General features: G+C 69.6%; 21 protein-coding genes and 1 pseudogene. 11 read left to right on the top strand and 11 right to left on the bottom strand.

What is annotated here, in order from left to right; translation table 11 throughout:
* Positions 1-133 precede the first annotated feature (133 nt).
* From ACFVZW_RS23725 to ACFVZW_RS23695, 7 genes are all read right to left on the bottom strand, one after another.
* Positions 134-1522, bottom strand: coding sequence for an 8-oxoguanine deaminase (locus ACFVZW_RS23725; protein ID WP_384524551.1), 1389 nt, complete (start codon positions 1520-1522; stop codon positions 134-136).
* 48 nt (positions 1523-1570) lie between these two features.
* Positions 1571-2491, bottom strand: coding sequence for a uracil-xanthine permease family protein (locus tag ACFVZW_RS23720; protein WP_384524548.1), 921 nt, complete (start codon positions 2489-2491; stop codon positions 1571-1573).
* A 70-nt stretch (positions 2492-2561) separates the two neighbouring features.
* The gene (pucL, locus tag ACFVZW_RS23715; RefSeq protein WP_384524545.1) at positions 2562-3485 is read right to left on the bottom strand and encodes a factor-independent urate hydroxylase; all 924 of its coding nucleotides are present in this window, start codon (positions 3483-3485) and stop codon (positions 2562-2564) included.
* Between the two features lie 5 nt (positions 3486-3490).
* The gene (gene uraH / locus ACFVZW_RS23710; protein ID WP_384524542.1) at positions 3491-3880 is read right to left on the bottom strand and encodes a hydroxyisourate hydrolase; all 390 of its coding nucleotides are present in this window, start codon (positions 3878-3880) and stop codon (positions 3491-3493) included.
* Positions 3877-4404, bottom strand: coding sequence for a 2-oxo-4-hydroxy-4-carboxy-5-ureidoimidazoline decarboxylase (gene uraD / locus ACFVZW_RS23705; RefSeq protein ID WP_384524539.1), 528 nt, complete (start codon positions 4402-4404; stop codon positions 3877-3879). Before uraD ends, uraH begins: the two co-directional genes overlap by 4 nt.
* 156 nt (positions 4405-4560) lie before the next feature.
* On the bottom strand, positions 4561-4899 hold the full coding sequence (locus ACFVZW_RS23700; RefSeq protein WP_384524563.1) for a helix-turn-helix domain-containing protein: 339 nt from the start codon (positions 4897-4899) through the stop codon (positions 4561-4563).
* Positions 4900-4943: 44 nt separating this feature from the next.
* Entirely contained in the window at positions 4944-5192 is a 249-nt protein-coding gene (locus ACFVZW_RS23695) for a hypothetical protein (RefSeq protein WP_329125284.1), read from the bottom strand.
* 140 nt (positions 5193-5332) lie between these two features.
* On the opposite strand from ACFVZW_RS23695, the gene ACFVZW_RS23690 reads away from it, so the two are divergent.
* The 6 genes from ACFVZW_RS23690 to ACFVZW_RS23665 all read left to right on the top strand — a co-directional run bounded on the left by ACFVZW_RS23690 (position 5333) and on the right by ACFVZW_RS23665 (position 12473).
* Positions 5333-6166 (top strand): TIM barrel protein, encoded by an 834-nt coding sequence (locus ACFVZW_RS23690; protein WP_384524535.1) that lies wholly within the window; start codon positions 5333-5335, stop codon positions 6164-6166.
* Positions 6167-6250: 84 nt separating this feature from the next.
* Entirely contained in the window at positions 6251-7165 is a 915-nt protein-coding gene (locus tag ACFVZW_RS23685; protein ID WP_384524532.1) for a 2-hydroxy-3-oxopropionate reductase, read from the top strand.
* Positions 7166-7351: 186 nt separating this feature from the next.
* On the top strand, positions 7352-8809 hold the full coding sequence (locus ACFVZW_RS23680; RefSeq protein WP_384524529.1) for a catalase: 1458 nt from the start codon (positions 7352-7354) through the stop codon (positions 8807-8809).
* Positions 8810-9273: 464 nt separating this feature from the next.
* Positions 9274-9585: a hypothetical protein gene (locus ACFVZW_RS23675; RefSeq protein WP_384524527.1), complete on the top strand. Its 312-nt coding sequence runs from the start codon at positions 9274-9276 to the stop codon at positions 9583-9585.
* Positions 9586-10243: 658 nt separating this feature from the next.
* Positions 10244-12022, top strand: coding sequence for a group II intron reverse transcriptase/maturase (gene ltrA / locus ACFVZW_RS23670; RefSeq protein ID WP_384524524.1), 1779 nt, complete (start codon positions 10244-10246; stop codon positions 12020-12022).
* A 22-nt stretch (positions 12023-12044) separates the two neighbouring features.
* Positions 12045-12473 (top strand): DUF1524 domain-containing protein, encoded by a 429-nt coding sequence (locus ACFVZW_RS23665; protein WP_384524521.1) that lies wholly within the window; start codon positions 12045-12047, stop codon positions 12471-12473.
* Here ACFVZW_RS23665 and ACFVZW_RS23660 read toward each other — a convergent pair.
* Entirely contained in the window at positions 12409-13611 is a 1203-nt protein-coding gene (locus tag ACFVZW_RS23660; protein WP_384524518.1) for an MFS transporter, read from the bottom strand. The genes ACFVZW_RS23665 and ACFVZW_RS23660 overlap by 65 nt on opposite strands.
* A 59-nt stretch (positions 13612-13670) precedes the next feature.
* Here ACFVZW_RS23660 and ACFVZW_RS23655 point away from each other — a divergent pair, with 59 nt between their 5' ends.
* The gene (locus tag ACFVZW_RS23655; protein WP_384524515.1) at positions 13671-14735 is read left to right on the top strand and encodes a transcriptional regulator; all 1065 of its coding nucleotides are present in this window, start codon (positions 13671-13673) and stop codon (positions 14733-14735) included.
* Here the strand turns inward: ACFVZW_RS23655 and gcl are convergent, their stop codons facing one another.
* Complete coding sequence (gene gcl / locus ACFVZW_RS23650) at positions 14736-16514, bottom strand: glyoxylate carboligase (protein WP_384524559.1); 1779 nt, start codon at positions 16512-16514, stop codon at positions 14736-14738.
* Between the two features lie 922 nt (positions 16515-17436).
* Between gcl and ACFVZW_RS23645 the strand changes: the two are divergent.
* The 3 genes and pseudogenes from ACFVZW_RS23645 to ACFVZW_RS23635 form a co-directional block, all read left to right on the top strand.
* Positions 17437-17865: pseudogene (locus ACFVZW_RS23645) on the top strand (hypothetical protein); the annotation flags it as partial.
* 114 nt (positions 17866-17979) lie between these two features.
* Positions 17980-18792, top strand: coding sequence for a TIGR04222 domain-containing membrane protein (locus ACFVZW_RS23640; protein WP_384524512.1), 813 nt, complete (start codon positions 17980-17982; stop codon positions 18790-18792).
* A 19-nt stretch (positions 18793-18811) separates the two neighbouring features.
* Positions 18812-19363: a GNAT family N-acetyltransferase gene (locus tag ACFVZW_RS23635; protein ID WP_384524509.1), complete on the top strand. Its 552-nt coding sequence runs from the start codon at positions 18812-18814 to the stop codon at positions 19361-19363.
* 27 nt (positions 19364-19390) lie between these two features.
* Here ACFVZW_RS23635 and ACFVZW_RS23630 read toward each other — a convergent pair whose 3' ends face one another.
* Both ACFVZW_RS23630 and ACFVZW_RS23625 read right to left on the bottom strand, forming a co-directional pair.
* Positions 19391-20974: an AMP-binding protein gene (locus tag ACFVZW_RS23630; RefSeq protein ID WP_384524506.1), complete on the bottom strand. Its 1584-nt coding sequence runs from the start codon at positions 20972-20974 to the stop codon at positions 19391-19393.
* Entirely contained in the window at positions 20971-22647 is a 1677-nt protein-coding gene (locus ACFVZW_RS23625) for an AMP-binding protein (RefSeq protein ID WP_384524504.1), read from the bottom strand. Before ACFVZW_RS23625 ends, ACFVZW_RS23630 begins: the two co-directional genes overlap by 4 nt.
* Before the next feature lie 91 nt (positions 22648-22738).
* Here ACFVZW_RS23625 and ACFVZW_RS23620 point away from each other — a divergent pair, with 91 nt between their 5' ends.
* Positions 22739-23566, top strand: a complete 828-nt coding sequence (locus tag ACFVZW_RS23620; protein WP_384524501.1) for a response regulator transcription factor — start codon at positions 22739-22741, stop codon at positions 23564-23566.
* Positions 23567-23580 lie beyond the last annotated feature (14 nt).

Below are 23580 nucleotides of genomic sequence, written 5' to 3'. Positions count from 1 at the left end.
ACCCCCCCCGCGGCGGGGGGGGGCGCACCCTCGACCCGCCGGGCCCCCCCCCGTCCGGCCCCCCCCGCCCCCCGCGCGGGCCCGGGGGGACCGCCCGTGGGCCGTCCCCCTCGGTCGGACTCCTTGGGGAGGATCAGCCCTGGGCCGTGATGCGGGCCAGGCGCTGGGCCTCCGCGCGCGCGTCGCGGGCGATCGCCTCTTCGTCCGCGAACAGCAGGCGGTTGTTCTCGACGATCTGCTTGCCGTTGACGAACGAGGCCGTCACCGGCGCGGCGGCGCCGAACACGATCGCGGTGACCGGGTCGGCGATCGACGAGTGGCCAATGCCGTCGATCTTCCAGAGCACGAAGTCGGCGAGCTTGCCGGGCTCCAGAGAACCGATGTTGTCGGCGCGGCCGAGGACCTGGGCGCCACCGTACGTACCGAGGCGCAGCGCCTGGCGGGCGTTGAGCGCGGACTCGCGGTGGGCACCGAGGCGGTTGATGAGGAGCGCGTTGCGCAGCTCGGTGTGGAGCTCGCCCGACTCGTTGGAGGCGGTGCCGTCGACACCGAGGCCGACCGGGACGCCGGCGCGCAGCATGTCCGGGACGCGGGCGATGCCGGCGGCCAGCCGCGCGTTGGAGGACGGGCAGTGGGCGACACCGGTCTTCGTACGGGCGAAGGCCTCGATGTCGGAGTCGTTCATGTGCACGCAGTGCGCCATCCACACGTCCTCGCCGAGGAAGCCGGTGGACTCGAAGTAGTCCGTCGGGCCCATGCCGAAGAGCTCGTGGCAGAACTTCTCCTCCTCCACGGTCTCCGAGCCGTGGGTGTGCATCCGCACGCCGAGACGGCGGCCGAGCGCGGCGCCTTCCCGGAGCAGCTCGGTGGAGATGGAGAACGGGGAGCAGGGCGCCACGGCGACCTGGGTCATCGCGTCGAAGGAGGCGTCGTGGTGCTTCTTGACCGTCTCCTCGGTCGCCGCGAGAGCGCCCTCGGTGGTCTCGACGGCGAAGTCCGGCGGCAGGCCGCCGTCCTTCTCGCTGCGGTCCATCGAACCGCGGGCGAGGGTGAAGCGGACACCCATGTCCCGGGCGGCGCCGATGATGGCACCGGACAGGTCGCCGGAGCCCTTCGGGTAGACGTAGTGGTGGTCCATCGCGGTGGTGACACCACCGCGGGCCATCATGGCCAGCGAACCCTGGGCGGCGACGCGGACCATGGCCTCGTCGATGCGGGCCCAGGTCGGGTAGAGCGCGACCAGCCAGTTGAAGAGGTTGTGGTCGGTGGCCAGACCCCGCGTGATCCACTGGTAGAAGTGGTGGTGGGTGTTGATCAGACCGGGCGTCACCAGATGACCGGTGGCGTCGATCCGGCGGACCACGTTCTCCAGGCCCTCGGGCGCCTTGCCGGCTCCGATGGACTCGATCTTGTTGCCGGCGACGACGAGGTAGCCGGTGGCGTACTCGGTGTCGTTGGCGTCTACGGTCGCGATCGCACAGTTCTCGACGACGATGCGTTCGACAGTCGAAGGTGCTGCCATGGCGGTGCTTCCTTCATTCCTCGGGGGTTGTGTGGGCACGGCAGGACCCTAGGAGGATTTGAGTGCCGGAGCCGTGTGACGGCTCCGGGTGCCGAGATGGTGGAAGAAAAGATTGAGCGTGACCGCGACGAGCGCTCCGGCGCTGATGCCGGAGCCGAGTACGGTCTGTGCCCAGGCCGGGAAGTCGGCGTAGAAGGTGGGCGCGGCGAGCGGGATGATGCCCGCTCCGAGCGCGACGGCCACCAGGATGATGTTGGAGCTGTCGTCGAGTCCGGCTTCCGAAAGGGTACGGATTCCGGAGACGGCGATCGAGCCGAAGAGGACGATGCCGGCACCCCCGAGGACCGGCATGGGGACCATCGACACGACCGCGCCGAGGACCGGGAAGGCGCCGAGGACGAGCAGGGCGCACCCCGCGACGGCGACGACGTAGCGGGAGCGGACCCGGGTCAGCGAGACCACTCCGACGTTCTGGGCGAAGGCGGAGGTGGGGAAGCCGCCGAAGAAGGGGCCGACGGCGAGGCAGAAGACTCCCGCGACCATCACCGCGCCGTAGATGGCGGGGAGTTGGTGGCCGGGGGCGCTGGTCTCGGCGATGGCGAGCATCGGCGCGATGCCCGCGGACGAGGCGGCGTTGACGAACGGGAGCCGGTTTCCGGCGAAGCGGCCGGCGCCGAGGGTCTGGAGGATGGTGGCGCAGCCGGCGATGAGCAGGCTCGCGGCGATGAGCCGGGGCATTCCCGCGGCGTCCAGGCCGAGCGCCTGGCCGATGATCAGCGGGGGCGTGACGACTCCCGCGTACATGGCGGCGATGTGCTGGAGCGCGGCGGGGACGAGCCGCGAGGCGGGCAGCTTCTCGTCCACCGGGTGGACGTCGGTCGACATGGCCGGGGAGATGGCCGACGAGGTGTCCGACGGTGGGGAACACGGGCCTTCTGCGGATGCCGGCCCCGATGCGGGCTGTGCCATGGGTAGGTCCCTCCGGTGGTGGCGGCCCCCGCCCGACTGCGGGCGGGCGGGGGCGGCCACGAGGTGCCGCTTAGAGGTTGGTCATGTCGACCGGGATCTGCGCCGTGGCTCCGTCCCGCAGCACCGTGGCCTCGATGAGGCCGTAGGGGCGGTCGGCGGCGAAGTAGACCTCGTTGTCGTTCTTGAGCCCGAAGGGCTCCAGGTCCACCAGGAAGTGGTGCTTGTTCGGGAGCGAGAAGCGGACCTCGTCGATCTCCGAACGGTGGTTGATGATCCGGGTGGCCATCTGGTACAGCGTCTGCTGCAGCGAGTACGAGTACGTCTCCGAGAAGGCCTCGAGCATGTGACGCCTGGTCTGGGCGTAGGACTTCTCCCAGTTGGGCATCCGCTGCTCGTCGTCGGTCCAGTTGAACCGCCAGCGACCGGACACCTGCGTGGCCAGGATGCGGTCGTACGCCTCCTGGAGCGTCGTGTACTTGTCCTTGATGTAGCCCCAGAACTCCGAGTTGGTGGAGTTCATGACGATGAGGTCCTTGAGGCCGGAGATGACCTCCCACTTCTCACCGTCGTACGTGATCTGGGTGACGCGGGTCTCCTGGCCCTTGCGGGCGAAGGAGTGGTTGACCTCGTCCGAGCCGATGAACTTGGAGTTGGCGTCGGAGCTGGCGATCCGCTCCCACGAGTACTCCTCGATCCGGATGCGCGCCCGGTGGATCGGCTCCTGGCTGGTCACGAAGTGACGCGCCAGGTGGATGCCGAACTGCTCGGCCGACTCGATCCCGTACTCCTTGGCGAAGGCGTACACGGTGTTCTTGGTCGTGTCGGTGGGCAGGCAGTGGGCGTTGGAGCCCGTGAGGTGGACGTCGTCGAGGTCGCCGGAGAGGGCGACGGAGACGTTCAGGTCCTTGATGTGGTGGGTGGCGCCGTCCCGCGTGATCTTGACGACGCGGTTCTCTGCTTTGCCGTACTGGTTCTGGCCGAGAATCGTGGGCATGTCTGCTAGCTCCCTCGGTAAACGGAGTAGCCGAACGGGTTGAGCAGCAGCGGTACGTGGTAGTGCTCGCCCGGGTTGACGGCGAACGTGATCGCCACTTCCGGGAAGAACGCACCGCTGTCCCTTACGCGGGGGGCGTCCTGCTGCGCCTCGGCTTGCTTCTTGGAGAAGTACGCCTCGGTCTCGAAGTCGAGACGTACGTGGGTGGTGCCCTCCGGCAGGGCCGGCAGGTCCTTGCAGCGCCCGTCCGCGTCGGTGGCGGAGCCACCGAGCGTGACCCACTGCGCGTCGAAGCCGCTGCGGGCCGCGAGCGTGATGGCCACGCCCTCGGCGGGGCGGCCGATGCTGGTGTCCAGGATGTGGGTGGACACCGAAGCGGTGGTGTCGGTGCTCATGCGTTCTCTTCCTCGTTCTCTGCGCGCTCTACGAGACGGGTCAGCCTGATGCGGTTGATCTTGCCCAGTTCGGTGCGGACGATCTCCCGCTCCTGCTCGGGCGAGTTCTCGATCCGCTCACGGACCGCGTCGCGCATCTGCTCACCGGTCTTGCCGGTCGCGCAGATCAGGAAGACATGACCGAACGCGTCCTGGTAGGCCAGGTTGAGTTCGAGCATCTCGGCCTTGAGCTCCTCGGAGGCCCCGGCCATCCCGCTCTGCTCGCGGGAGGAGGTCGGGTCCCCTGCCTTCGGACGACCGATCGGCGGGTGGCCCGCCATCGCCTCGGCCAGATCCTCCGCGGTCAGCTCGGCCATGGCGGCGTCGCTGGCGAGGAAGAGGGCTTCGACGGTGGCGTACGGGCGCTGGGCGAGAAGCTTGCTCCCCCACGCCGAGCTGGAGCACACCTCGTGGAGCGCGGCGACAGCGTCGCTGTCCGCCGAGGTGTTGAACCGGGTCAGACCCGGTGTCGTACCTGAAGTCACGGGAAGCCTCCGTGGCTGTTTTTCGCTGTGCGTCGGACGGGCTGCGGATAGCTAACGCCCTCCCGCAACACCACGTCAACACTTTGTTGAAAACTCGGTGACACAAAAGCCGTCGTCCCGACATCTGGACGACGGCTTGTGGCCAACCATGATCAACTACCCCTCCCTGGGGGCCTTTTCCCTGCTCAGGGCGGTCTCCCGGTTCAGGTAGTTGTACACGGTGAACCGGGAGACACCGAGTGCCCCGGCCACCGTCTCCACCCCGTGCCGCACCGAGAAGGCGCCGCGCGCCTCGAGCATCCGGACCGCCTCCTGCTTGGTCTTGCGGTCCAGCTCGGCCAGTGGCATCCCGTGCCTGCGCTCCATCGCGGCGAGAATGTGATCCAGTGAGTCGGAGAGCTGCGGCAGACGGACGGCGAGGACGTCCTCCCCCTCCCAGGCGAGCACCACATCGTCGCGCTCGGCCTGCTCGGGGCCGAGTATCTCCGCACCCATCGCGTCGACCAGCGGCTTCACCGCGGCGATCAGCGGATGTTCGATCACGACTCCTCCCCGATCACATTGACCTGGAGGGAGACACGGGTCGCGCCGGCCGCCAGGGACTTGCGCAGCAGCGCGTCCACGGCGGTCAGCACCGCGTCGGCGCCCCCTTCCGCCGTGTTTCCGAAGGGGCCGACATCCACCGCGTCCAGCTGGGCCGCCTGGATGACCTCACGGGCCACGACCGCGTGGGCCGGCGCCTCGTCGAGGTCGAACGGCTCGGTCGTGAACTCCACTTTCAAACGCACCATGCCCCCACGCTACTGGCCGGGAGTCGGCCGACGGCAGCCCTGAGCTGCCGGACCCTCTTGACACGCGGGGCGCCCCGCTTGCAACATTCCGTCAGACAGAAACTTACTTCCGCAATACGGAAGGAGCGCCGCCCCTCATGGGATACACGGACCAGCGCTTCGATGTGAACCTGTCGATCCTCTTCACGGAACTCCCGCTCCTGGAGCGCCCCGCGGCCGCCGCCGCGGCGGGCTTCACCGCGGTCGAGCTGTGGTGGCCCTGGATCGACACCGCCACCCCCGACCAGAGCGAGCTCGACGCGCTCAAGAAGGCTCTGGACGACGCCGGCACCCAGCTGGTGGGCCTGAACTTCTACGCCGGCCAACTGCCCGGCCCCGACCGCGGCGCCCTCTCCGTACCGGGTGAGGAGTCGGACCGCTTCCGCGCCAACATCGAGGTGGCGGCCGACTTCGCCGCCTCGGTGGGCTGCAAGGCGCTCAACGCGCTCTACGGCAACCGCGTGGAAGGCGTCGACCCGCAGATCCAGGACGCCCTCGCCCTGGAGAACCTGGTCCTGGCGGCCCGCGCGGCCGACCGGATCGGCGCGATCCTGCTGGTCGAGACCCTGAACAAGCCGGAGTCACCGCTCTACCCGCTGGTGAGCGCCCCCTCCGCGATCGAGATCGTCGACAAGGTCAACCAGGCGACCGGGCTCGGCAACGCCAAGTTCCTCCTCGACATCTACCACCTGTCGATGAACGGCGAGGACGTCAGCCAGGTCATCGCGCAGTACGCCGACAAGACCGGTCACGTCCAGATCGCCGACAACCCGGGCCGTGGCGCGCCGGGCACGGGCGACCTGCCGCTGGAGCAGCTCCTCGACGAGCTCAGGAAGGCCGGTTACGACGGCTGGGTCGGCCTGGAGTACAAGGCCGCCGACGCCGCCGCGTCCTTCGAGTGGCTCCCGGCCGAGGCCCGCGCCGCGCGCTGACACCGGACGGGGGCGGACACCCCCGTCCGCCCGAGCCGGGCGTCAGCTCCCCCTGACATCGCACAACCCCGAGAGGTACCCCCAATGAGCAACCTCGCTGATTCCTCCCAGCCCACCCGCCCGACGATTGCGTGGATCGGCCTCGGCATCATGGGCTCGCCCATGTCCGAGAACCTGATCAAGGCCGGTTACTCCGTCACCGGCTTCACCCTGGAGCAGGACAAGCTGGACCGCCTCGCCGCGGCCGGCGGCACGGTCGCCGGCTCGATCGCCGAGGCCGTCAAGGACGCCGACGTGGTCGTCACGATGGTGCCCGCCTCCCCGCAGGTCGAGGCCATCTCCTACGGCCCCGAGGGCATCCTGGAGAACGCCAAGCAGGGCGCGCTGATCATCGACATGTCGTCGATCACCCCGCAGACCTCGATCGACCTCGCCAAGAACGCCGCCGAGAAGGGCATCCGCGTCATCGACGCCCCGGTGTCCGGCGGCGAGGCAGGCGCCATCGAGGCCGTCCTGTCGATCATGGTGGGTGGCGAGCAGGCCGACTTCGACGAGGCCCTGCCGGTCCTCGAGGCCCTCGGCAAGACCATCGTCCTGTGCGGTCCGCACGGCTCGGGTCAGACGGTGAAGGCCGCCAACCAGCTCATCGTCGCCGTCAACATCCAGGCGTGCGCCGAGGCCGTGGTCTTCCTGGAGAAGTCCGGCGTGAACCTCCAGGCCGCCCTGGACGTCCTCAACGGCGGTCTGGCCGGCTCCACGGTCCTGACCCGCAAGAAGGACAACTTCCTGAACCGGGACTTCAAGCCCGGCTTCCGGATCGACCTGCACCACAAGGACATGGGCATCGTCACCGACGCCGCCCGCAACGTCGGCGCGGCCCTCCCGGTCGGTGCCGTCGTCGCCCAGCTCGTCGCCTCCCTGCGCGCGCAGGGCGACGGCGGCCTGGACCACTCGGCCCTGCTGCGCGCCGTCGAGCGCCTCTCCGGCCAGCAGGTCTGACCCCCGCCCCGTAGCGGGGCCCTGATTTCCGGACGGCGGCGGCGCTGACAACTGTCCTGTCGCGCCCAGGCGCCGTCGCCGTCCGGAACACCACACTTCATTTTCAACAAACTGTTGACGTCTCGTTCCGGGCGTATTTACGCTCCAGAGCACCCCAGCAGTGCAGCTCCCGTACGGAAGGTCACGATGTCGAAGCGCGTGCTTACGACCGAGTCCGGCGCCCCCGTCGCCGACAACCAGAACTCCGCCACCGCCGGCGTCGGTGGCCCCATCCTCCTCCAGGACCAGCACCTGCTGGAGAAGCTCGCGCGCTTCAACCGTGAGCGGATCCCGGAGCGTGTGGTGCACGCCCGCGGCTCCGGCGCGTACGGCTACTTCGAGGTCACCGACGACGTCACCGGCTTCACGAAGGCCTCCTTCCTCTCCGAGGTCGGCAAGCGGACCGAGACCTTCCTCCGCTTCTCCACCGTGGCCGACTCGCTCGGTGGCGCGGACGCCGTCCGTGACCCGCGCGGCTTCGCGCTGAAGTTCTACACCGAAGAGGGCAACTACGACCTCGTCGGCAACAACACCCCGGTGTTCTTCATCAAGGACCCGATCAAGTTCCCCGACTTCATCCACTCCCAGAAGCGTGACCCGTTCACGGGCAAGCAGGAGCCGGACAACGTCTGGGACTTCTGGGCGCACGCCCCCGAGGCGACGCACCAGATCACCTGGCTCATGGGCGACCGCGGCATCCCGGCCTCGTACCGTCACATGAACGGCTACGGTTCGCACACCTACCAGTGGACCAACGAGGCGGGCGAGGCCTTCTTCGTCAAGTACCACTTCAAGACGAACCAGGGCATCCGCTCGCTCTCCGCCGAGCAGGCCGCCGAGCTCGTCGGCCAGGACGCCAACTCGCACCAGACCGACCTGCTGCAGGCCATCGAGCGCGGTGTGAACCCCTCGTGGACCCTGTACGTCCAGGTCATGCCGGCCGCCGAGGCCGCGGAGTACCGCTTCAACCCGTTCGACCTCACCAAGGTGTGGCCGCACAGCGACTACCCGCTGCAGCGCGTGGGCCGTCTGGTCCTCGACCGCAACCCGGACAACGTCTTCGCCGAGGTCGAGCAGGCCGCGTTCTCCCCGAACAACTTCGTCCCGGGCATCGGTCCCTCGCCGGACAAGATGCTCCAGGGCCGCCTCTTCGCCTACGCGGACGCCCACCGCTACCGCCTCGGTGTCAACCACACCCAGCTGTCGGTGAACGCCCCGAAGGCGACCGTGGCCGAGAACTACGGCCGCGACGGCTTCATGGCCACCCGTCAGGGTTCGCGCCACGACAAGAACTACGAGCCCAACTCGTACGCCGGTCCGTCCCAGACCGACGAGGCGCTCTCGGCGCCGCTGGCGATCCACGGCTGGACCGGCACCCACGCGGCGCCCGAGCACGCCAAGGACGACCACTTCTTCCAGGCCGGTGAGCTCTACCGCCTGATGTCGGAGGACGAGAAGAAGCGTCTGATCGCGAACATCGCCGGTGGCCTCTCCCAGGTCTCCCGCGAGGACGTCGTCGAGAAGAACATCGCGCACTTCGCCGCCGCCGACGCGGACTACGGCAAGCGCGTGGAGGAGGCGGTCCGCGCCCTGCGCGAGGACTGATCTCGACACGGATTCCAGACCGCGTACGGCACTTGACGGGAGGTCAGCTGCCGTACGCCGTCCGGACCGACGGCCCGGATGAGGGGTGGCCGGCGGAACGGACAGCGTGAGGACCGCGGCGGTGTGCGAGCCAGTGCGGTGGTAAGGGCGGACCGGGCCCCTTCTTGACCTGAAGGAAGGGATCCCCGGGCAGCCCGTCGTCACCGCCGCGGTCCCAACGCCCCACCTCCCCCCAAGACTCCGCCCGGCGGCGCGAACGTCCTGTCGCGCCAGCCTCGCACCGTCGGGCGGGCACAACGAGAGCGCGGAACCAGGTTTACGGTCCCTGGTTCCGCGCTCTTTCGCATGCGTCCACCCCGCTCGCCACAGCGCATCGTTTCTGCGGTGAAGATCCACACCCGCACGGGCGAGCGCACCCTGCTCCTCCCCCCATGCGCCCCTCCCCCGCCGCTATCCACTCGTACATGATCAAGAACCTGGTGCGGGGCCTGGCTCCGCTCGCGCTGATCCTGTCCCCCCTCGCCGTGCCCTCCCCGGCGCTCTCCGCGAACGTGGCCCTCTTCCCCGACGCGCTCGCCGACCTCACCGAGGCGGCCGAGAAGCCCGCCGGCTACAAGGTGTCCGCCTTCCCCCACTGGAACAAGGGGCTCGACGCCGCCGACGGCTGCGACACCCGCGCCGAGGTCCTGCTGGCGGAGGCCGTCGACGCCCCGAAGACCGGCCCCGGGTGCACCCTCACGGGCGGCAGGTGGACCTCGTACTACGGTGCGGCGTGAAGTCGCTCCTCATCAGCGGGCGGTCCTAGAGGACGGGACCGCCTCCGGCTAAGTGATCAATACAGCCGGTCCCCTAGGTCGGGTGCGGTCTTGGTAACGAGACCGTGCTAAGCCGACTGACATAGAAAGCCCAAGAGTCCACGGGCCATCGTGGACAACAGGCAGAGGGGAAGTCCGAAAAGGGCGAACGCAAGTGAACCTCCGATGAGGCCTCGTCAGAGAGTTTGCGCCGCAATGGTTTGAATTCGGCGGCGCGTAAGAGGACCTGGAGCTGAAAAGCTTCGGATGGCCCTTCTTCCGTAGTCAGAAGGGTGCGATCACCATCGGTCCCGGGGTATAGGAGGCGCCCTCCTTCGGACACATCTGATAGGAGCGGAACACGACAACCCCGTAAGGGTCCAGCGGCAGCTGGTAAGCCAGAGGTAACGAAGGCCGAAACCCCTTGCGGGCGCAGGACGACCCGAGAAGCAAATGCTGCTAGAGCGAAAGCTCAGGGGAAAATGTGGAGCCCGGGGCCTCACCCGCCACATATAACCCGGCAGATACGGACACTATGTTCCGGCCCGAAAGGGAGCCCACGCGGGTCAGGTGGGCCTTTGAAGAGAATCAGTGAAGCAGCAATAGCTGAGGCGCAAGTTAGATACCGGGAGGTGACGAATTGGAGACTGAAGCTCAGGTAGAGGAAACCGGCGAGTCGCTCTCGGGGAACGGAACCTCAGGCGATGCCTCTTACTGGCACAGCGTTGACTGGGTCAGGACCGAGCGCAACGTAAGGCGACTTCGACAGAGGATCTTCAAGGCTGCGCAAGACGGAGACCTCAAGAAGGTCCGAAACCTTCAGAAGCTCATGCTGCGATCACACTCAAACACGCTGCAAAGCGTTAAGAGGGTGACCCAGACGAGCACTGGAAGACGTACTGCTGGAATCGATGGCGAGACAGTCCTCAAGCCTGCGGGCAAGGGAAGACTGGCTAGATCCATCAGCAAAGATCCAGCACAAGGTGTCATGCCCGTACGTCGGGTCTACATTCCCAAGGCCAGTGGAATGACGCGGCCACTCGGAATCCCAATCATCAGGGACCGCGTGCAACAGGCGAGAGTGAAGAATGCACTCGAACCTGAATGGGAGGCGCGCTTCGAGGCGGGGAGCTACGGCTTCAGGCCCGGACGAAGCTGCCACGATGCAATTGAGCAGATCTTCCGGATCACCTCATCCCGCCAAGCCAGGCGGGCATGGGTGCTCGATGCCGATCTGGCAAGCGCCTTCGACCGAATCAACCATGATCGGCTCTTGGAGGCCATCGGAGACTTCCCAGCGAGGGAAGCCATCCGGCGATGGCTCAAAGCAGGAGTCATGGACAGAGGAAAGTTCGCCCCAACGGAGGCGGGCACGCCTCAAGGTGGAGTGATCAGCCCCCTGTTGCTCAACGTGGCCCTGCACGGCATGGAAGAAGCGGCCGGCTGTCGCCCTGACGCTGGCCGCAATGAACGCTTGCGGTCGCCTCGCACGATCAGGTACGCGGACGATTTCGTCGTGTTCTGCAGGACGGAAGAAGACGCTTGGAACGTCAAGAGGAAGCTTGCTGAATGGCTCGGACCGAAGGGACTCACCTTCAACGAGGACAAGACCCAGGTGGTCCACCTCGAAGAAGGATTTGACTTCCTGGGGTTCAACGTCAGGAAGTACTCCGGAAAGACGCTGATCAAACCTAACAAGGAAGCCGTAAAGCGGATCATCGAAAAGGTAAGGGAAACGGCACGATCCCTGTGCCAGGCCCCGACCGAAGAGGTCGTTAAACGCCTCAATCCGATGATCAAGGGCTGGTCCACCTACTACAGGGGTGCGGTCTCCTCAGAGATCTTCTCATCCCTGGACCACTACGTGTGGAAGCGTCTGTGGAGGTGGGCCGTGAGGCGCCATCCAAGAAAGTCCAAACAATGGATCCTGGACAAGTACTGGGGAAAGTTCCTCTACCCGACGAGGAAGGATCGCTGGATCTTCGGGGACAAGGAGACCGGGAAGTACCTGTGTAAGTTCGCTTGGACCAACATCACGAGGCACACCCCTGTTAAGGGAACGGCATCCAAGGATGACCCGAGCCTCGAAAGTTACTGGGCCAGCCGAACCCGAAAGCGCGTGCATCCACAGGTCGACGGAGCAAACGTCTACCTGGCCGCACGGCAGAAGGGTCTGTGTCCGCTGTGCGGGCAGGACTTGATCGACGGAGCTGGTTACGAACCAGACTCCGTACGGGAGTGGGCCAATTGGTTCCAGGCCAAATCCCGGACGATCCACAGGCATCACCTGGTTCACCGAAGCCGTGGGGGCTCAAACAAGACGACCAACCTCGTACTCATCCATGCCGAATGTCATCGGCAACACCATGCCGCTGACCGCCATCGCGATCCAGAGAAGGTGGATAATGCGCAGTCCTAGTGGCCTGCTTGAGCCGGATGCGATGAAAGTCGCACGTCCGGTTCTGAGGGGGCCCCGGCGTCCGAGAGGACACGGGGCTACCCGACACGGCCAGACCGTCACGGACCCCGCGGCCCTCCGTGTCGACCACGTCGTCTCCCTCAACGAGGCGTGGGAGTCGGGCGCCTCCGGCTGGACCACGGCCCGGCGTGAGCAGTTCGCCAACGACCTCGGCTCCCCCGGCACCCTCGTCGCCGTCACCACCCGCAGCCAGAAGGACAAGGCCGGCCGGGACCCCGCCGGCTGGGTCCCGTCGTCCTCCTCCCAGTACTGCCGCTACGTCGCCGAGTGGCTGGGCACCAAGCTGCGCTGGGGGCTGACCGCCGACAAGGACGAGGTGGAGACGCTCAAGCTGTTCGCCGACGGGCCCTGCGAGGAGACGGTCGTGGTCCGCTCGAAGGCCCCTCGGTGAGCACCAGCGCCCCACTGACCGCCAGCGAGGCGGCGGCGAGCACCGTCATCGCCACCGCGGGTGAGGTGACCTGGGCGACAGCGCCGGCCAGCGCCGCGCTCAGCCCCTGGAGCGCCAGCATCCCCGAGGAGTGCAGCCCCAGCGCGTGACCGCTGAGTTCGTCCGGCACCAGGGCCAGCAGCCGCTCTTGGAAGAGCAGGCTCGCGCTGTAGCCCACGGCGGACACCATCACCGCCACCAGGGCGAGCGGCAGCCCCGGATCGAGTACGAAGAGCAGGTACGGGGCTGCCAGCAGCATCTGGAGCGGCGGGCCGAGCCGGGCCCGCCGCTTCCTCGGCAGGAAACGCCCGACGACGGTGTCCCCGGCCAGCATCCCGAGCGCGGCACAGGCGAAGAGCAGCCCTGCGCTCTCGGGGGCATAGGGGACGAAGAGCGATTCACAGCCGACGATCAGCCCGTTGGGGACCCAGAGGGCGAGATAGACGAGCCGGCGCGGGCGCGAGGACCACAGGCGCGCGTTGGTGCGCCAGGTCTCGGCGGCCGAGGCCCGGCCGTCGGAGCGTGGCTCGCGGCGGGAGAGGCCGAGGCGGGCGAGGAGCGCAGCGGCGAGATGGAGGGCGGCGCCGATCAGCAGCGTCCCGCGCGGCGAGAGCGTCGCCACCAGCACTCCGCCGGTCGCGAACCCGGCGATCTGACAGACGCCGACGGCCATGTTCATCACCGAGCGGCCGAGCAGATAGCCCGCCCGGGGGAGGATCTCGCCGAGGAGTCCGTAGCGCACGCCGCCGCCCACGGAGCCGACGAGGCCCTGCACCAGGAGCAGTGCGAACACCGCGCCCGTCGGCAGCCCGGGAACGGCCTGGGCGGCCGTACCGAGGGCGAAGACCAGCGCGATGCCGGCCAGGGCGGCGCGCGGCGGCAGACGGTCGGCGGCCGAGAGGAGCGTCGTGGCGCCGAGGACCTGGGCGAGGGCGGGGCCGAAGAGGGCGAGCGCGGAGAGGAACGGGGAGCCCGTCGACCGGAAGACGAGCGTGGCGAGACCCAGACCGGCCACCGTCTGGGCCGCGACCTGGACGGCCGCCGTGAGGAAGAGCGGGGTGAACTCCGGTGTGCGGAACAGCTCCTGATAGCTACGCATGGCGCGCAGTCTCCGAGGGCGTGACGGGACGCCGGTACTGTTTCGTGGGGAGGCGAAACATGGGCTGGTGGCAGATCGACGCCGACGCGCTCGCGGGCAGTCGGTTCCTGGTGTCCCCGCTGGCCGAGACCATCGCCGCGCTGCAGGCGCTGGACCTGCCGGCGCCGGCCCACCCGGGCGAGAGCGCGTGGCTGGCGGACCGTCTGCCCGCCTACCGGAAACGGCTGGCGGCCGAGCCGCTCGACGCCCTGCTGGTGCGCGCCGCGCTCGGGACCGCGTGGAACGCGGACTTCGTGACCCCCACTCCGCTGGGCGAGGGCGAGCCGTCCTTCGAGGAGGAGCTGGCCCGGATCCGGGAGACCCCGCCCTCGGCGGCGGTGGCGGATCTGGCGGTCTCGTTGGGCGGTCCGGTCCCCGAGCCGCTGGCGTCGGCGACCGATCTGCCGTACCGGATGGCGGAGTTGCTCGCCTGGGTGTGGCGGGAGACGGTCCTGCCGACCTGGCCACGGCGCCGGCGCGTCCTGGAGGCCGATGTGGTGGCCCGTACGGCACGGTTGACCGCGGGCGGGTGGGCGACGGCGCTCGACGAGCTGTCGCCGGGGCGGACGCGCTGGCTCGGCGAAGGACGGCTCCAGGTCAACACCCGTGACTTCCCGCCGAGATCGGTCGCGGGCGGACGCCTGTTCTTCGTGCCGGTGACGCCGAGCCGGGGATGGGTGTCGTGGGAGGGCGCGGAGCGCTTCGCGATCGTCTACCCCTGCGCGGGAGCCCTGGCCGACGCGGAGGGCCCGGCCGTCCCCGAGGCGCTCGGCGCGCTGCTGGGGAGCGCACGGGCCGGGGTGCTCGTACGACTCGAATCCCCCAAGTCCACCAGCCAGTTGGTGGCGCTGACGGGGCAGGGGCTCGGCTCGGTGGGGCGACATCTGAAGGTGCTGCTCGACGCCCGGCTCGTACGGCGGAGACGGGCGGGGAGGTCCGTCCTGTACGACTGGACGGAGGCGGGGGCGACGCTGGTGCGGGCGCAGGGCGAGGGGGCGCAGCGTGTGCCCGCACAGGGCACGCGGGCGTGGAGCGGCCCCCGCTCCGGTGCTCTCGGAGCGGGGGCCGTCACCTCTGGCGACTGATCAGACCTTCAGGGCCTTGATCGCCGTCGGAGCGTGACCGGGCTCGGTCGCGATCTCCTCGAACTCGGTGACGTCGCTCATGTCGACCGTCTTGCTCATCGCGATGTTGGTGATGCGCTCCAGGATGGCCTCGACGACGACCGGGACCTGGTGCTCGACGGCCAGCTTCTTGGCCTCCTCGAACGCCTCGCCCAGCTTCTCCGGGTCGGTGACTCGGATCGCCTTGACACCCAGGCCCTCGGCGACCTTGACGTGGTCGACGCCGTAGACGCCGATCTCCGGGGTGTTGATGTTCTCGAACTCGAGGTTGACCTCGAAGTTGATGCCCAGGTTGCCCTGCGCCTGACGGATCAGACCCAGGTAGGCGTTGTTCACCAGGACGTGGACGTAGGGGACCTTGTGCTGGGCGGCGACCGCCAGCTCCTCGATCATGAACTGGAAGTCGTAGTCGCCGGACAGCGCGACGATCGGGGTCTCCGGGTCCGCGGTGGCGGCACCGATGGCGGCCGGGATGGTCCAGCCGAGCGGGCCGGCCTGGCCGCAGTTGATCCAGTGGCGCGGCTTGTAGACGTGCAGGAACTGCGCGGCGGCGATCTGGGAGAGGCCGATGGTGGTGACGTAGCGCGTCTCCGGGCCGAAGGCCTTGTTCATCTCCTCGTACACGCGCTGCGGCTTGATCGGGACGTTCTCGAAGTGCGTGCGGCGCTGCAGGGTGGCCTTGCGGTCCTGCGCGGAGGCGGCCCAGGCGGAGAAGTCCGGGAGCTTGCCCTCGGCCTTGAGCTCCTTGGCGATCTCGATGAAGAGCTCCAGCGCGGCCTTGGCGTCGGAGGCGATGCCGTAGTCCGGGGCGAAGATCTTGCCGATCTGGGTGGGCTCGACGTCGACGTGGACGAACTTCCGGCCCTTGGTGTAGGCCTCCATGTTGTAACCGGTGTGGCGGTTGGCCCAGCGGTTGCCGATGCCGAGGACGAAGTCCGACTCGAGGAAGGTCGCGTTGCCGTAGCGGTGCGCGGTCTGGACGCCGACCATGCCGGCGCTCAGCTCGTGGTCGTCCGCGATGGTGCCCCAGCCCATCAGGGTGGAGATGACCGGGACGCCGGTCAGCTCGGCGAACTCGACCAGCAGGTCGGAGGCGTCGGCGTTGATGATGCCGCCGCCGGCGACGATCAGCGGACGCTCGGACTCCAGCAGGAACCGCAGGGCCTTCTCGGCCTGGGCGCGGGTGGCCTGCGGCTTGTAGACCGGCAGCGGCTCGTACGTCTCCGGGTCGAACTCGATCTCGGTGAGCTGGACGTCGATCGGCAGGTCGATGAGGACCGGGCCGGGACGGCCGGAGCGCATCAGGTGGAAGGCCTGCTGGAAGACGCCCGGGACCTGGGCGGCCTCGAGGACCGTCGTGGCGGCCTTGGTGACCGGCTTGGCGATCGAGGCGATGTCGACGGCCTGGAAGTCCTCCTTGTGGAGCTTCGAGACCGGGGCCTGGCCGGTGATGCACAGGATCGGGATCGAGTCCGCGATCGCGGAGTACAGGCCGGTGATCATGTCGGTGCCGGCCGGGCCGGAGGTACCGATGCAGACACCGATGTTGCCGGCCTTGGCACGGGTGTAGCCCTCGGCCATGTGGGACGCGCCCTCGACGTGGCGGGCGAGCGTGTGGCTGATTCCGCCGACGTTCTTGAGCTCGCGGTAGAAGGGGTTGATCGCCGCGCCGGGCACGCCGAACGCGTTGGTGACGCCTTCGCGCTTGAGGATCTCAACGGCCGCTGCGGCGGCGGTCATACGAGGCATGGGAGGGCTCCTGCTTCGGCCAGGCGGAAACGGGTCGCCCACCATCCCGGCGTCCGTTTCCGTATTGCGGAAGTATTGTTCTACTATGTGGAAGCAATGTAGGTCGGGGGGTCGAGGGCCGTCAAGGGACCGGGCTCGGACGTTGGCCGAAGTCCCTCCCTTCCCGTGGCGGATTGGTGGACGATGGGGGCGGGAAGACAGGGGGTTCGGCGTGGGGTTCGGTGTGGGTGAGTCGGTACCGGTGCGCTGCCCGGAATGCCTCCGTACGCAGCCGTACGCGGCGCCGGTCTTCCCGTGCGCCTGCGGGACGCCGGTGGTGCCACCGGTGATCCCCGGGGCGACGGGCGAGCCGGTCACGCACCGCAACTGGACGGACGAATGGGTCGCGGTGCGCTGTGTCTCCTGCGGCCGCGAGGACGAGTGGCCCCACCCGGAGCTGGGCTGCACCTGCGGTACGGTCCTGCGCGTCCCGGTCCGCGAGGCGGGTTTCGGCGACGGCGGTTCGCTGCCCGGCATCCCGGGCCCGGCCCGGGCGCTTCCGGAGCCGCCGAGCCCGGGCCCGAGGGGCGAACGCCGCCCGGACAGGGCCTCCGGCCCGACGCCCGGCCCGCTCGGATCCGACGCCCGCACCGCCCCTGGGACGCGGCCGGACGGTACGGACACCGGCCCCCGCGCCGAGACACCGGCGGCCGACCCTCCGGGCGCGCGCGCCGACGAGGGGACGGACGCCCCCGCGCCGGGCGCGGCCCCGGGGCCCCCGGCCGCCGGAGGGGACGACGCGGCGCCGACCGCGGACATATGGACCGGAGACGACCCGGAGGACGACCTCCACGACGACTCGGACGGCGACCTCCACGACGTCGCGCACCACGGCCTCGGAGCCGGACGGAGTCGGTCCTTCACCGAGCGTTACCCCACGCACATCCCGCTGCCGCCGACCGCCCCGCACCCCGCGGCGCCGAGGCCCTCCTTCCGGCCCGTGACCATCCGTACCGCCCGCGACGCGGTCGCCGCGTCGGCCGGGTACCTGCGCTGGCTCGGGTTCCGGAACGTCGTCCAGCCCGAGGAGCGGTCCGCGTCCGGGGTGGACCTCCGCGCGCCCGGACTCGTCGCCCAGGTCGACCCGAGCACCCGCCCCGCCGCACTGCGGGCGGTCGAGTGCCTCTGGCTGAACGGGCTCAGCAACTCCTCGGTGAGCGTCTTCTTCTCCCTCGCCGGCTACACCCCCGAGGCCCGCTCCCGCGCCGACGAACTCGGGATCCCGCTCTTCGTCCTCGACCTCACCGGAACGCCCCAGCCGGTGAACACCCCGGCGGACGAACTGATCACCACCGGCGCCTAGCGGTCCGGCGACGGCCGCGGAGCGGGAAAACCCTCAAAAGAACCTCAGAATTCGGCCATTCGCGCGTGACGATCACGCTCTCGCGGGCACAACAACCTCGGGGGGTGGAGCGTCATGGGGGCGGACACGTGGTGGTTCATCGGCGCGTCCTGCGGACAACTCCTGCTGGCGCTCTCCCTGTTGCGAACCCGCAGCCCGGAGCGGACCGAACTCGCCCCGCAGGCACTGGCGTTGCTCCGGGGCGGGCGTCGGGCCGTCGTCGTCGTGGCACTGGTCGCACTGCACCAGCGCGGTGCCGTGGCCGCCGGCCGGAAGGGCACGATTCGGGCCAACGGCGGGCCCGGCCGGACCCGTGACCCGGTCCAGCTCGGAGTGCACAGCTCGCTGCGCCGAGCCCTGGGGATACGCGTGCTGGCCTCCCAGCCCAGGGCGAGGCGGGCCGTCGACGCGCTGCGCGCCGAACTCGGCCGGGCGGGGCTCCTCCGCCCCTACGGCCGGCTGCGCGTCGCCCGCGTGCTGCTGGTCTGCGCGGTGGCGACGGTGGCGGCGGGCCTGCTGATCACCCGCCCGTCCGGTGCCGGGCTCGCCCTGGCGCTCGGCCTCGGCGCCGTGCCCACCGTCATCGCGTCCGCTCTGCTCTTCCTCCCGCCCACGCCCCGCGCCGCCCGCCGGCTGCTCGCCGGGCTGCGGGAGCGGCACCCGCTGCCCGCGCATCGTCGCGAGGTGACGGACGGCAATCTGGTCCTGCTGTACGTCGCCCTCTACGGCGACCCGGCACTCGCCCTCTTCCTTCCGCGCTTCTCGCGCGACGGCGGGCTGCTGGGCCAGGGCGGCGGGACGGACGGCTACGCCACGGGGCGCGGCTGGTTCGGCGGCGGCGACGGCTGGGGCGCGGGCGAGGGCGGAGGGGGCGGCGGCTCGGACTGAGCGCGCGCCATACTGGACCATGCGCATCCGAGCGGCCGCACCGGCCGAACTCCCGCTGCTCCAGGACATCGAGCGGGCCGCGGGCGAACCTTTCCGATCCCTCGGCATGGCGGTCATCGCCGACGACGAGCCCCTGCCGCTGGACGTCCTGGACGGCTACCGACGTGCCGGCCGGGCCTGGGTGGCCGTCGACGAGACCGACCGCCCGATGGCGTACCTGCTGACGGACACCGTCGACGGGGGCGCCCACATCGAGCAGGTGTCGGTGCACCCGGCCGCCGCCCGCCAGGGCATCGGCCGCCTGCTCATCGAGCATCTGGCGGCGGACGCGGCCGAGCGGGGACTGACCGCGCTGACCCTGACGACCTTCACCGAGGTGCCGTGGAACGCGCCGTACTACACGCGCCTCGGCTTCCGCCCCCTCGCCGAATCCGACCCGGACCTCACCGCGGGGCTGCGCGCCATCCAGCTGGCCGAGGCCGCCCACGGTCTGGCGACCTGGCCCCGGGTCTGCATGCGGCGCGAGCTGGCGGGGACGCCCGCACCCCGCTCCGTGGCGCCGTCCCCGTAGCGCCGCGGGCCGGGGTGCGGGCGCTCCTCACCCGTAGCGCTGCCTCAGCTCCACCTTCCGTACCTTGCCGCTCACCGTCATCGGGAACTCCCCGAGGATCTCCATCCGGCGCGGGATCTTGTAGTGCGCCAGACGGTCGCGGCAGTACGCCGTGATGTCGTCCAGGGTCGGCGGGTCGGCGGGGTCGCGCGGGATCACGCAGGCGAGGATCTCCTCGCCGTAGCGGGCGTCGGGGACACCGACGACCTGGACGTCGGCGATCTTCTCGTACCCGTAGAGGAACTCCTCGATCTCGCGCGGGTACACGTTCTCCCCGCCGCGGATGATCATGTCCTTGATGCGGCCGACGATCTGGACGTAGCCGTCCTCGCGCATCACCGCCAGATCGCCGGTGTGCATCCAGCGGCCGGCGTCGACGGCCTCGGCGGTCTTCCCGGGCTCGTTCCAGTAGCCGAGCATCACGCTGTAGCCACGGGTGCACAGCTCGCCGGCGGTACCGCGCTCCACCGTGAGTCCGGTGCCGGGGTCGACGATCTTCACCTCGACGTGCGGCATCACCCGCCCCACCGTGCCCGTACGGCGCTCCAGGTCGTCGTCGCGCCGGGTCTGGGTGGAGACCGGCGAGGTCTCGGTCATGCCGTAACAGATCGACACCTCGGCCATGTTCATCTCGGCGACGACCCGCTTCATCACCTCCACCGGGCACGGCGAGCCCGCCATGATCCCGGTGCGCAGCGTGGAGAGGTCGTACGAGGCGAAGTCGGGGAGGTTGAGCTCGGCGATGAACATCGTCGGTACGCCGTACAGCGACGTGCACCGCTCCTCCTGGACCGCGCGGAGGGTGGCCGCGGGGTCGAAGGACGGCGCGGGGATCACCATGCAGGCCCCGTGCGAGGTCGCCGCCAGGTTTCCCATCACCATGCCGAAGCAGTGGTAAAAGGGAACGGGGATGCAGATCCGGTCCTGCTCGGTGTAGGCGATCATCTCGCCCACGAAGTAGCCGTTGTTGAGGATGTTGTGGTGCGACAGGGTCGCGCCCTTGGGGAAACCCGTGGTGCCCGAGGTGTACTGGATGTTGACCGGCTCGTCGCAGGACAGCTCCGCCGGGCGCAACTCTCCCGCCGTACGGGAGATCAGCTCGTCCCAGCTCGCGTCACCGAAGTAGACAGTCTCCCTCAACTCCGGGCAGTTCCTGGCGACTTGCTCGACCATCGCCCGGTAGTCGCTCGTCTTGTGGGCCAGCGTGGCGAAGAGCAGGGAGATACCGGCCTGCTTGAGCACGTACTCCAACTCGTGGGCGCGGTACGCCGGGTTGATGTTCACCATGACGGCGCCGATGCGGGCGGTCGCGTACTGGACGAGCACCCACTCGGCGCAGTTCACCGCCCAGATCCCCACCCGGTCGCCCTTGACGACCCCGCTGCCCAGCAGCGCGTCTGCCAACCTCTCGACGTCCGCGCCGAATTGGCCATAGGTCCAGCGACGCCCGGTCGGCACGTCGACGAGCGCCTCGCGCTCCGGCCAGGTCGCGACGGCCCGGTCCAGGTTGGCCCCGATCGTGTCGCCCAGCAGTTCGGTGGGGCTGGCGCCGTGCGCGTACGACAGACTCATCCCAGGTCCCCCTCGGCGTACTCGATGCCCTCACCGTTCGCCGTACGCTCGCGCAGCTCGATCCGGCGGATCTTGCCCGAGACCGTCTTCGGCAGCTCGGCGAACTCGATGCGGCGCACCCGCTTGTACGGGGCGAGCACCGCGCGCGAGTGGGCGAAGAGCGCCTTCGCCGTCTCCTCCCCCGGCTCCCAGCCGTCCGCGAGGACGACGTACGCCTTCGGGACCGCGAGTCGCAGCGGGTCCGGGGCCGGGACGACCGCCGCCTCGGCCACCGCCTCGTGCTCCAGGAGCGCGCTCTCCAGCTCGAACGGCGAGATCTTGTAGTCGGATGCCTTGAAGACGTCGTCGGCGCGCCCGATGTAGGTGATGTAGCCCTCGGCGTCGCGGGAGCCGATGTCGCCGGTGCGGTAGTAGCCGCCGGCCATCGCCTCGGCCGTGCGCTCCGGGTCGCCGTGGTAGCCGGTCATCAGACCCACCGGATCGGTGGACAGGTCGAGACAGATCTCGCCCTCCTCGACGTCCGCCCGCCCGCTGACGGGATCGACCAGCGTCACCCTGAAGCCGGGGCTCGGCCGCCCCATGGAGCCCTCCTTGAGGTGCTGGCCGGGACTGTTGGAGACCTGGACGGCGGTCTCGGTCTGGCCGAAGCCGTCCCGGATGGTCACGCCCCAGGCCCGCCGCACGGACTCGATGACCTCGGGGTTGAGCGGCTCGCCGGCCGCGACGACCTCGCGCGGCGGGTTCTTCAGCTGGGTCAGGTCTGCCTGGATCAGCATCCGCCAGACGGTCGGCGGAGCACAGAAGCTGGTGACGCCGTTGCGCTCCATCTCCTTCATCAGACGCGCCGGGTCGAAGCGGCCGTAGTTGTGGATGAAGACCGTCGCCTCGGCGTTCCACGGGGCGAAGAGGTTGGACCAGGCGTGCTTCGCCCAGCCCGGCGAGGAGATGTTCAGATGCACGTCGCCGGGCTTGAGACCGATCCAGTACATGGTGGCCAGATGGCCGATGGGGTACGAGATGTGGGTGTGCTCGACGAGCTTGGGCCGGGCGGTCGTACCGGAGGTGAAGTACAGCATCAGCGGGTCGTCGGCGTGGGTGACGCCGTCCGGCTCGAAGGTGGCGGACGCGTCGTACGCCTCCTCGTACGAGAGCCAGCCCGCGCGCTCGCCCCCGACGACGATCCTGGTGTACTCCCCCGGCACGTCCTCGAACTTGGCGGTGTCCTCGGCGCGCACGATCACATGCGCTGCCCGGCCCCGCTCGACGCGGTCCCGCAGGTCGGCGGGGCCGAGCAGCGGGGTGGCCGGGATGACGACGGCGCGCAGCTTCATGGCGGCGAGCGCGGTCTCCCACAGCTCTGCCTGGTTGCCGAGCATGACGATGATCCGGTCGCCGGCCCGAACGCCTCGGGCGCGCAGCCAGTTGGCGGCCCGGTCGGAGCGGGCGGACATCTCGGCGAAGCCGACCTTCGTCTCGGTGCCGTCCTCCTCGACGATGTGGAGGGCGGTCCGCTCGTTGCCGGCCGCGATGACGTCGAACCACTCCAGGGCCCAGTTGAACCGCTCCGGGCGGGGCCAGGCGAAGCCCTCGTAGGCCGTCCCGTAGTCCTCGCGGTGCTGGAGCAGGAAGTCGCGGGCGGCCCGGAACCTCTCCGTCGCGGTGGTAGCCGTCATGTGTCCTCCTCGTTGCGGGACCGGTCACGGACATCGTGTAATCAGTGACCCGGGTCTCACTACCCCCGTTCGGGGGTGAAGGAGTGGTCGCGTGTCCGAGCGGATGGAAGCGGTCGAGATGCGCGGAGCTCTGGCGCGGCTGCGCCGCGCCACCGGACTCCAGGTGGTCTTCGGCGGGCTGCTGCACGAGGGCAGGCCGTTGCGGATCTCGGAGCTGAACGGCGCCGTCACGCCCGCCCTGCACGGACTCGCGATCTCCGCGGGCAGCGGCCTGGGCGGGAAGTGCCTGGCGCTGGCGCGGCCGTGCGCCGTCGTCGACTACGCGTCGGCGCGGCACATCACGCACGAGTACGACGTTCCCGTGTCGGCGGAGGGCCTGCGTTCGGTGATCGCGGTGCCCGTCGTCGTACGGCGCAAGGTGCGGGGCGTGCTGTACGGGGCGCTGCGGGACTCGCTGCCGCTGGGCGAGCGCGTCGCGGACGCGGCGGTGGCGGCGGCCCGGGACCTGGAGCAGGCGCTGGCGGTACGGGACGAGGTGCGGGAGCTCCTGTCGGCGGTGCCCTCCGGGCCGGTCTCGGGGCCCTCCTGGGAGGAGGTCCGGCAGGCGCACGGCGAGCTGCGGGAGCTGGCGCCGCGGATCGAGGACCCGGAGCTCAGGGAGCGGCTGCTGGCGGTGTGCGGCCGCCTGGAATCGGCGTCCACGGCGCCGGGCGGGACGCCCGGTGTGACGCTGACGCCGCGCGAGCTGGACGTACTGGCGGCGGTGGCCCAGGGCGCGACGAACGCGGGCGCGGCGGCACGGCTGGGGCTCCGGCCGGAGACGGTGAAGGGATACCTGCGCTCGGCGATGCGGAAGCTGGGCGCGCACACGCGCCTGGAGGCGGTGGTGGCGGCGAGGAGGGCGGGGGTGCTGCCGTAGCCGGCGGACGGTGG

Source organism: Streptomyces sp. NPDC059567 (assembly GCF_042735655.1).
Classification (GTDB): domain Bacteria; phylum Actinomycetota; class Actinomycetes; order Streptomycetales; family Streptomycetaceae; genus Streptomyces.
Note: the sequence above shows the minus strand (reverse complement) of the source record. Positions and strands in the feature narration are given on the sequence as shown.

Excerpts from the sequence above, each read along its gene's own strand:
- ACFVZW_RS23725 (WP_384524551.1), bottom strand. The coding sequence starts at position 1,522 with ATGGCAGCACCTTCGACTGTCGAACGCATCGTCGTCGAGAACTGTGCG.
- ACFVZW_RS23720 (WP_384524548.1), bottom strand. The coding sequence starts at position 2,491 with ATGGCACAGCCCGCATCGGGGCCGGCATCCGCAGAAGGCCCGTGTTCC.
- pucL (WP_384524545.1), bottom strand. The coding sequence starts at position 3,485 with ATGCCCACGATTCTCGGCCAGAACCAGTACGGCAAAGCAGAGAACCGC.
- uraH (WP_384524542.1), bottom strand. The coding sequence starts at position 3,880 with ATGAGCACCGACACCACCGCTTCGGTGTCCACCCACATCCTGGACACC.
- ACFVZW_RS23700 (WP_384524563.1), bottom strand. The coding sequence starts at position 4,899 with ATGGGTGCGGAGATACTCGGCCCCGAGCAGGCCGAGCGCGACGATGTG.
- ACFVZW_RS23690 (WP_384524535.1), top strand. The coding sequence starts at position 5,333 with ATGGGATACACGGACCAGCGCTTCGATGTGAACCTGTCGATCCTCTTC.
- ACFVZW_RS23685 (WP_384524532.1), top strand. The coding sequence starts at position 6,251 with ATGAGCAACCTCGCTGATTCCTCCCAGCCCACCCGCCCGACGATTGCG.
- ACFVZW_RS23680 (WP_384524529.1), top strand. The coding sequence starts at position 7,352 with ATGTCGAAGCGCGTGCTTACGACCGAGTCCGGCGCCCCCGTCGCCGAC.
- ACFVZW_RS23675 (WP_384524527.1), top strand. The coding sequence starts at position 9,274 with ATGATCAAGAACCTGGTGCGGGGCCTGGCTCCGCTCGCGCTGATCCTG.
- ACFVZW_RS23665 (WP_384524521.1), top strand. The coding sequence starts at position 12,045 with ATGAAAGTCGCACGTCCGGTTCTGAGGGGGCCCCGGCGTCCGAGAGGA.
- ACFVZW_RS23660 (WP_384524518.1), bottom strand. The coding sequence starts at position 13,611 with ATGCGTAGCTATCAGGAGCTGTTCCGCACACCGGAGTTCACCCCGCTC.
- ACFVZW_RS23655 (WP_384524515.1), top strand. The coding sequence starts at position 13,671 with ATGGGCTGGTGGCAGATCGACGCCGACGCGCTCGCGGGCAGTCGGTTC.
- gcl (WP_384524559.1), bottom strand. The coding sequence starts at position 16,514 with ATGACCGCCGCCGCAGCGGCCGTTGAGATCCTCAAGCGCGAAGGCGTC.
- ACFVZW_RS23640 (WP_384524512.1), top strand. The coding sequence starts at position 17,980 with ATGGGGGCGGACACGTGGTGGTTCATCGGCGCGTCCTGCGGACAACTC.
- ACFVZW_RS23635 (WP_384524509.1), top strand. The coding sequence starts at position 18,812 with ATGCGCATCCGAGCGGCCGCACCGGCCGAACTCCCGCTGCTCCAGGAC.
- ACFVZW_RS23630 (WP_384524506.1), bottom strand. The coding sequence starts at position 20,974 with ATGAGTCTGTCGTACGCGCACGGCGCCAGCCCCACCGAACTGCTGGGC.
- ACFVZW_RS23625 (WP_384524504.1), bottom strand. The coding sequence starts at position 22,647 with ATGACGGCTACCACCGCGACGGAGAGGTTCCGGGCCGCCCGCGACTTC.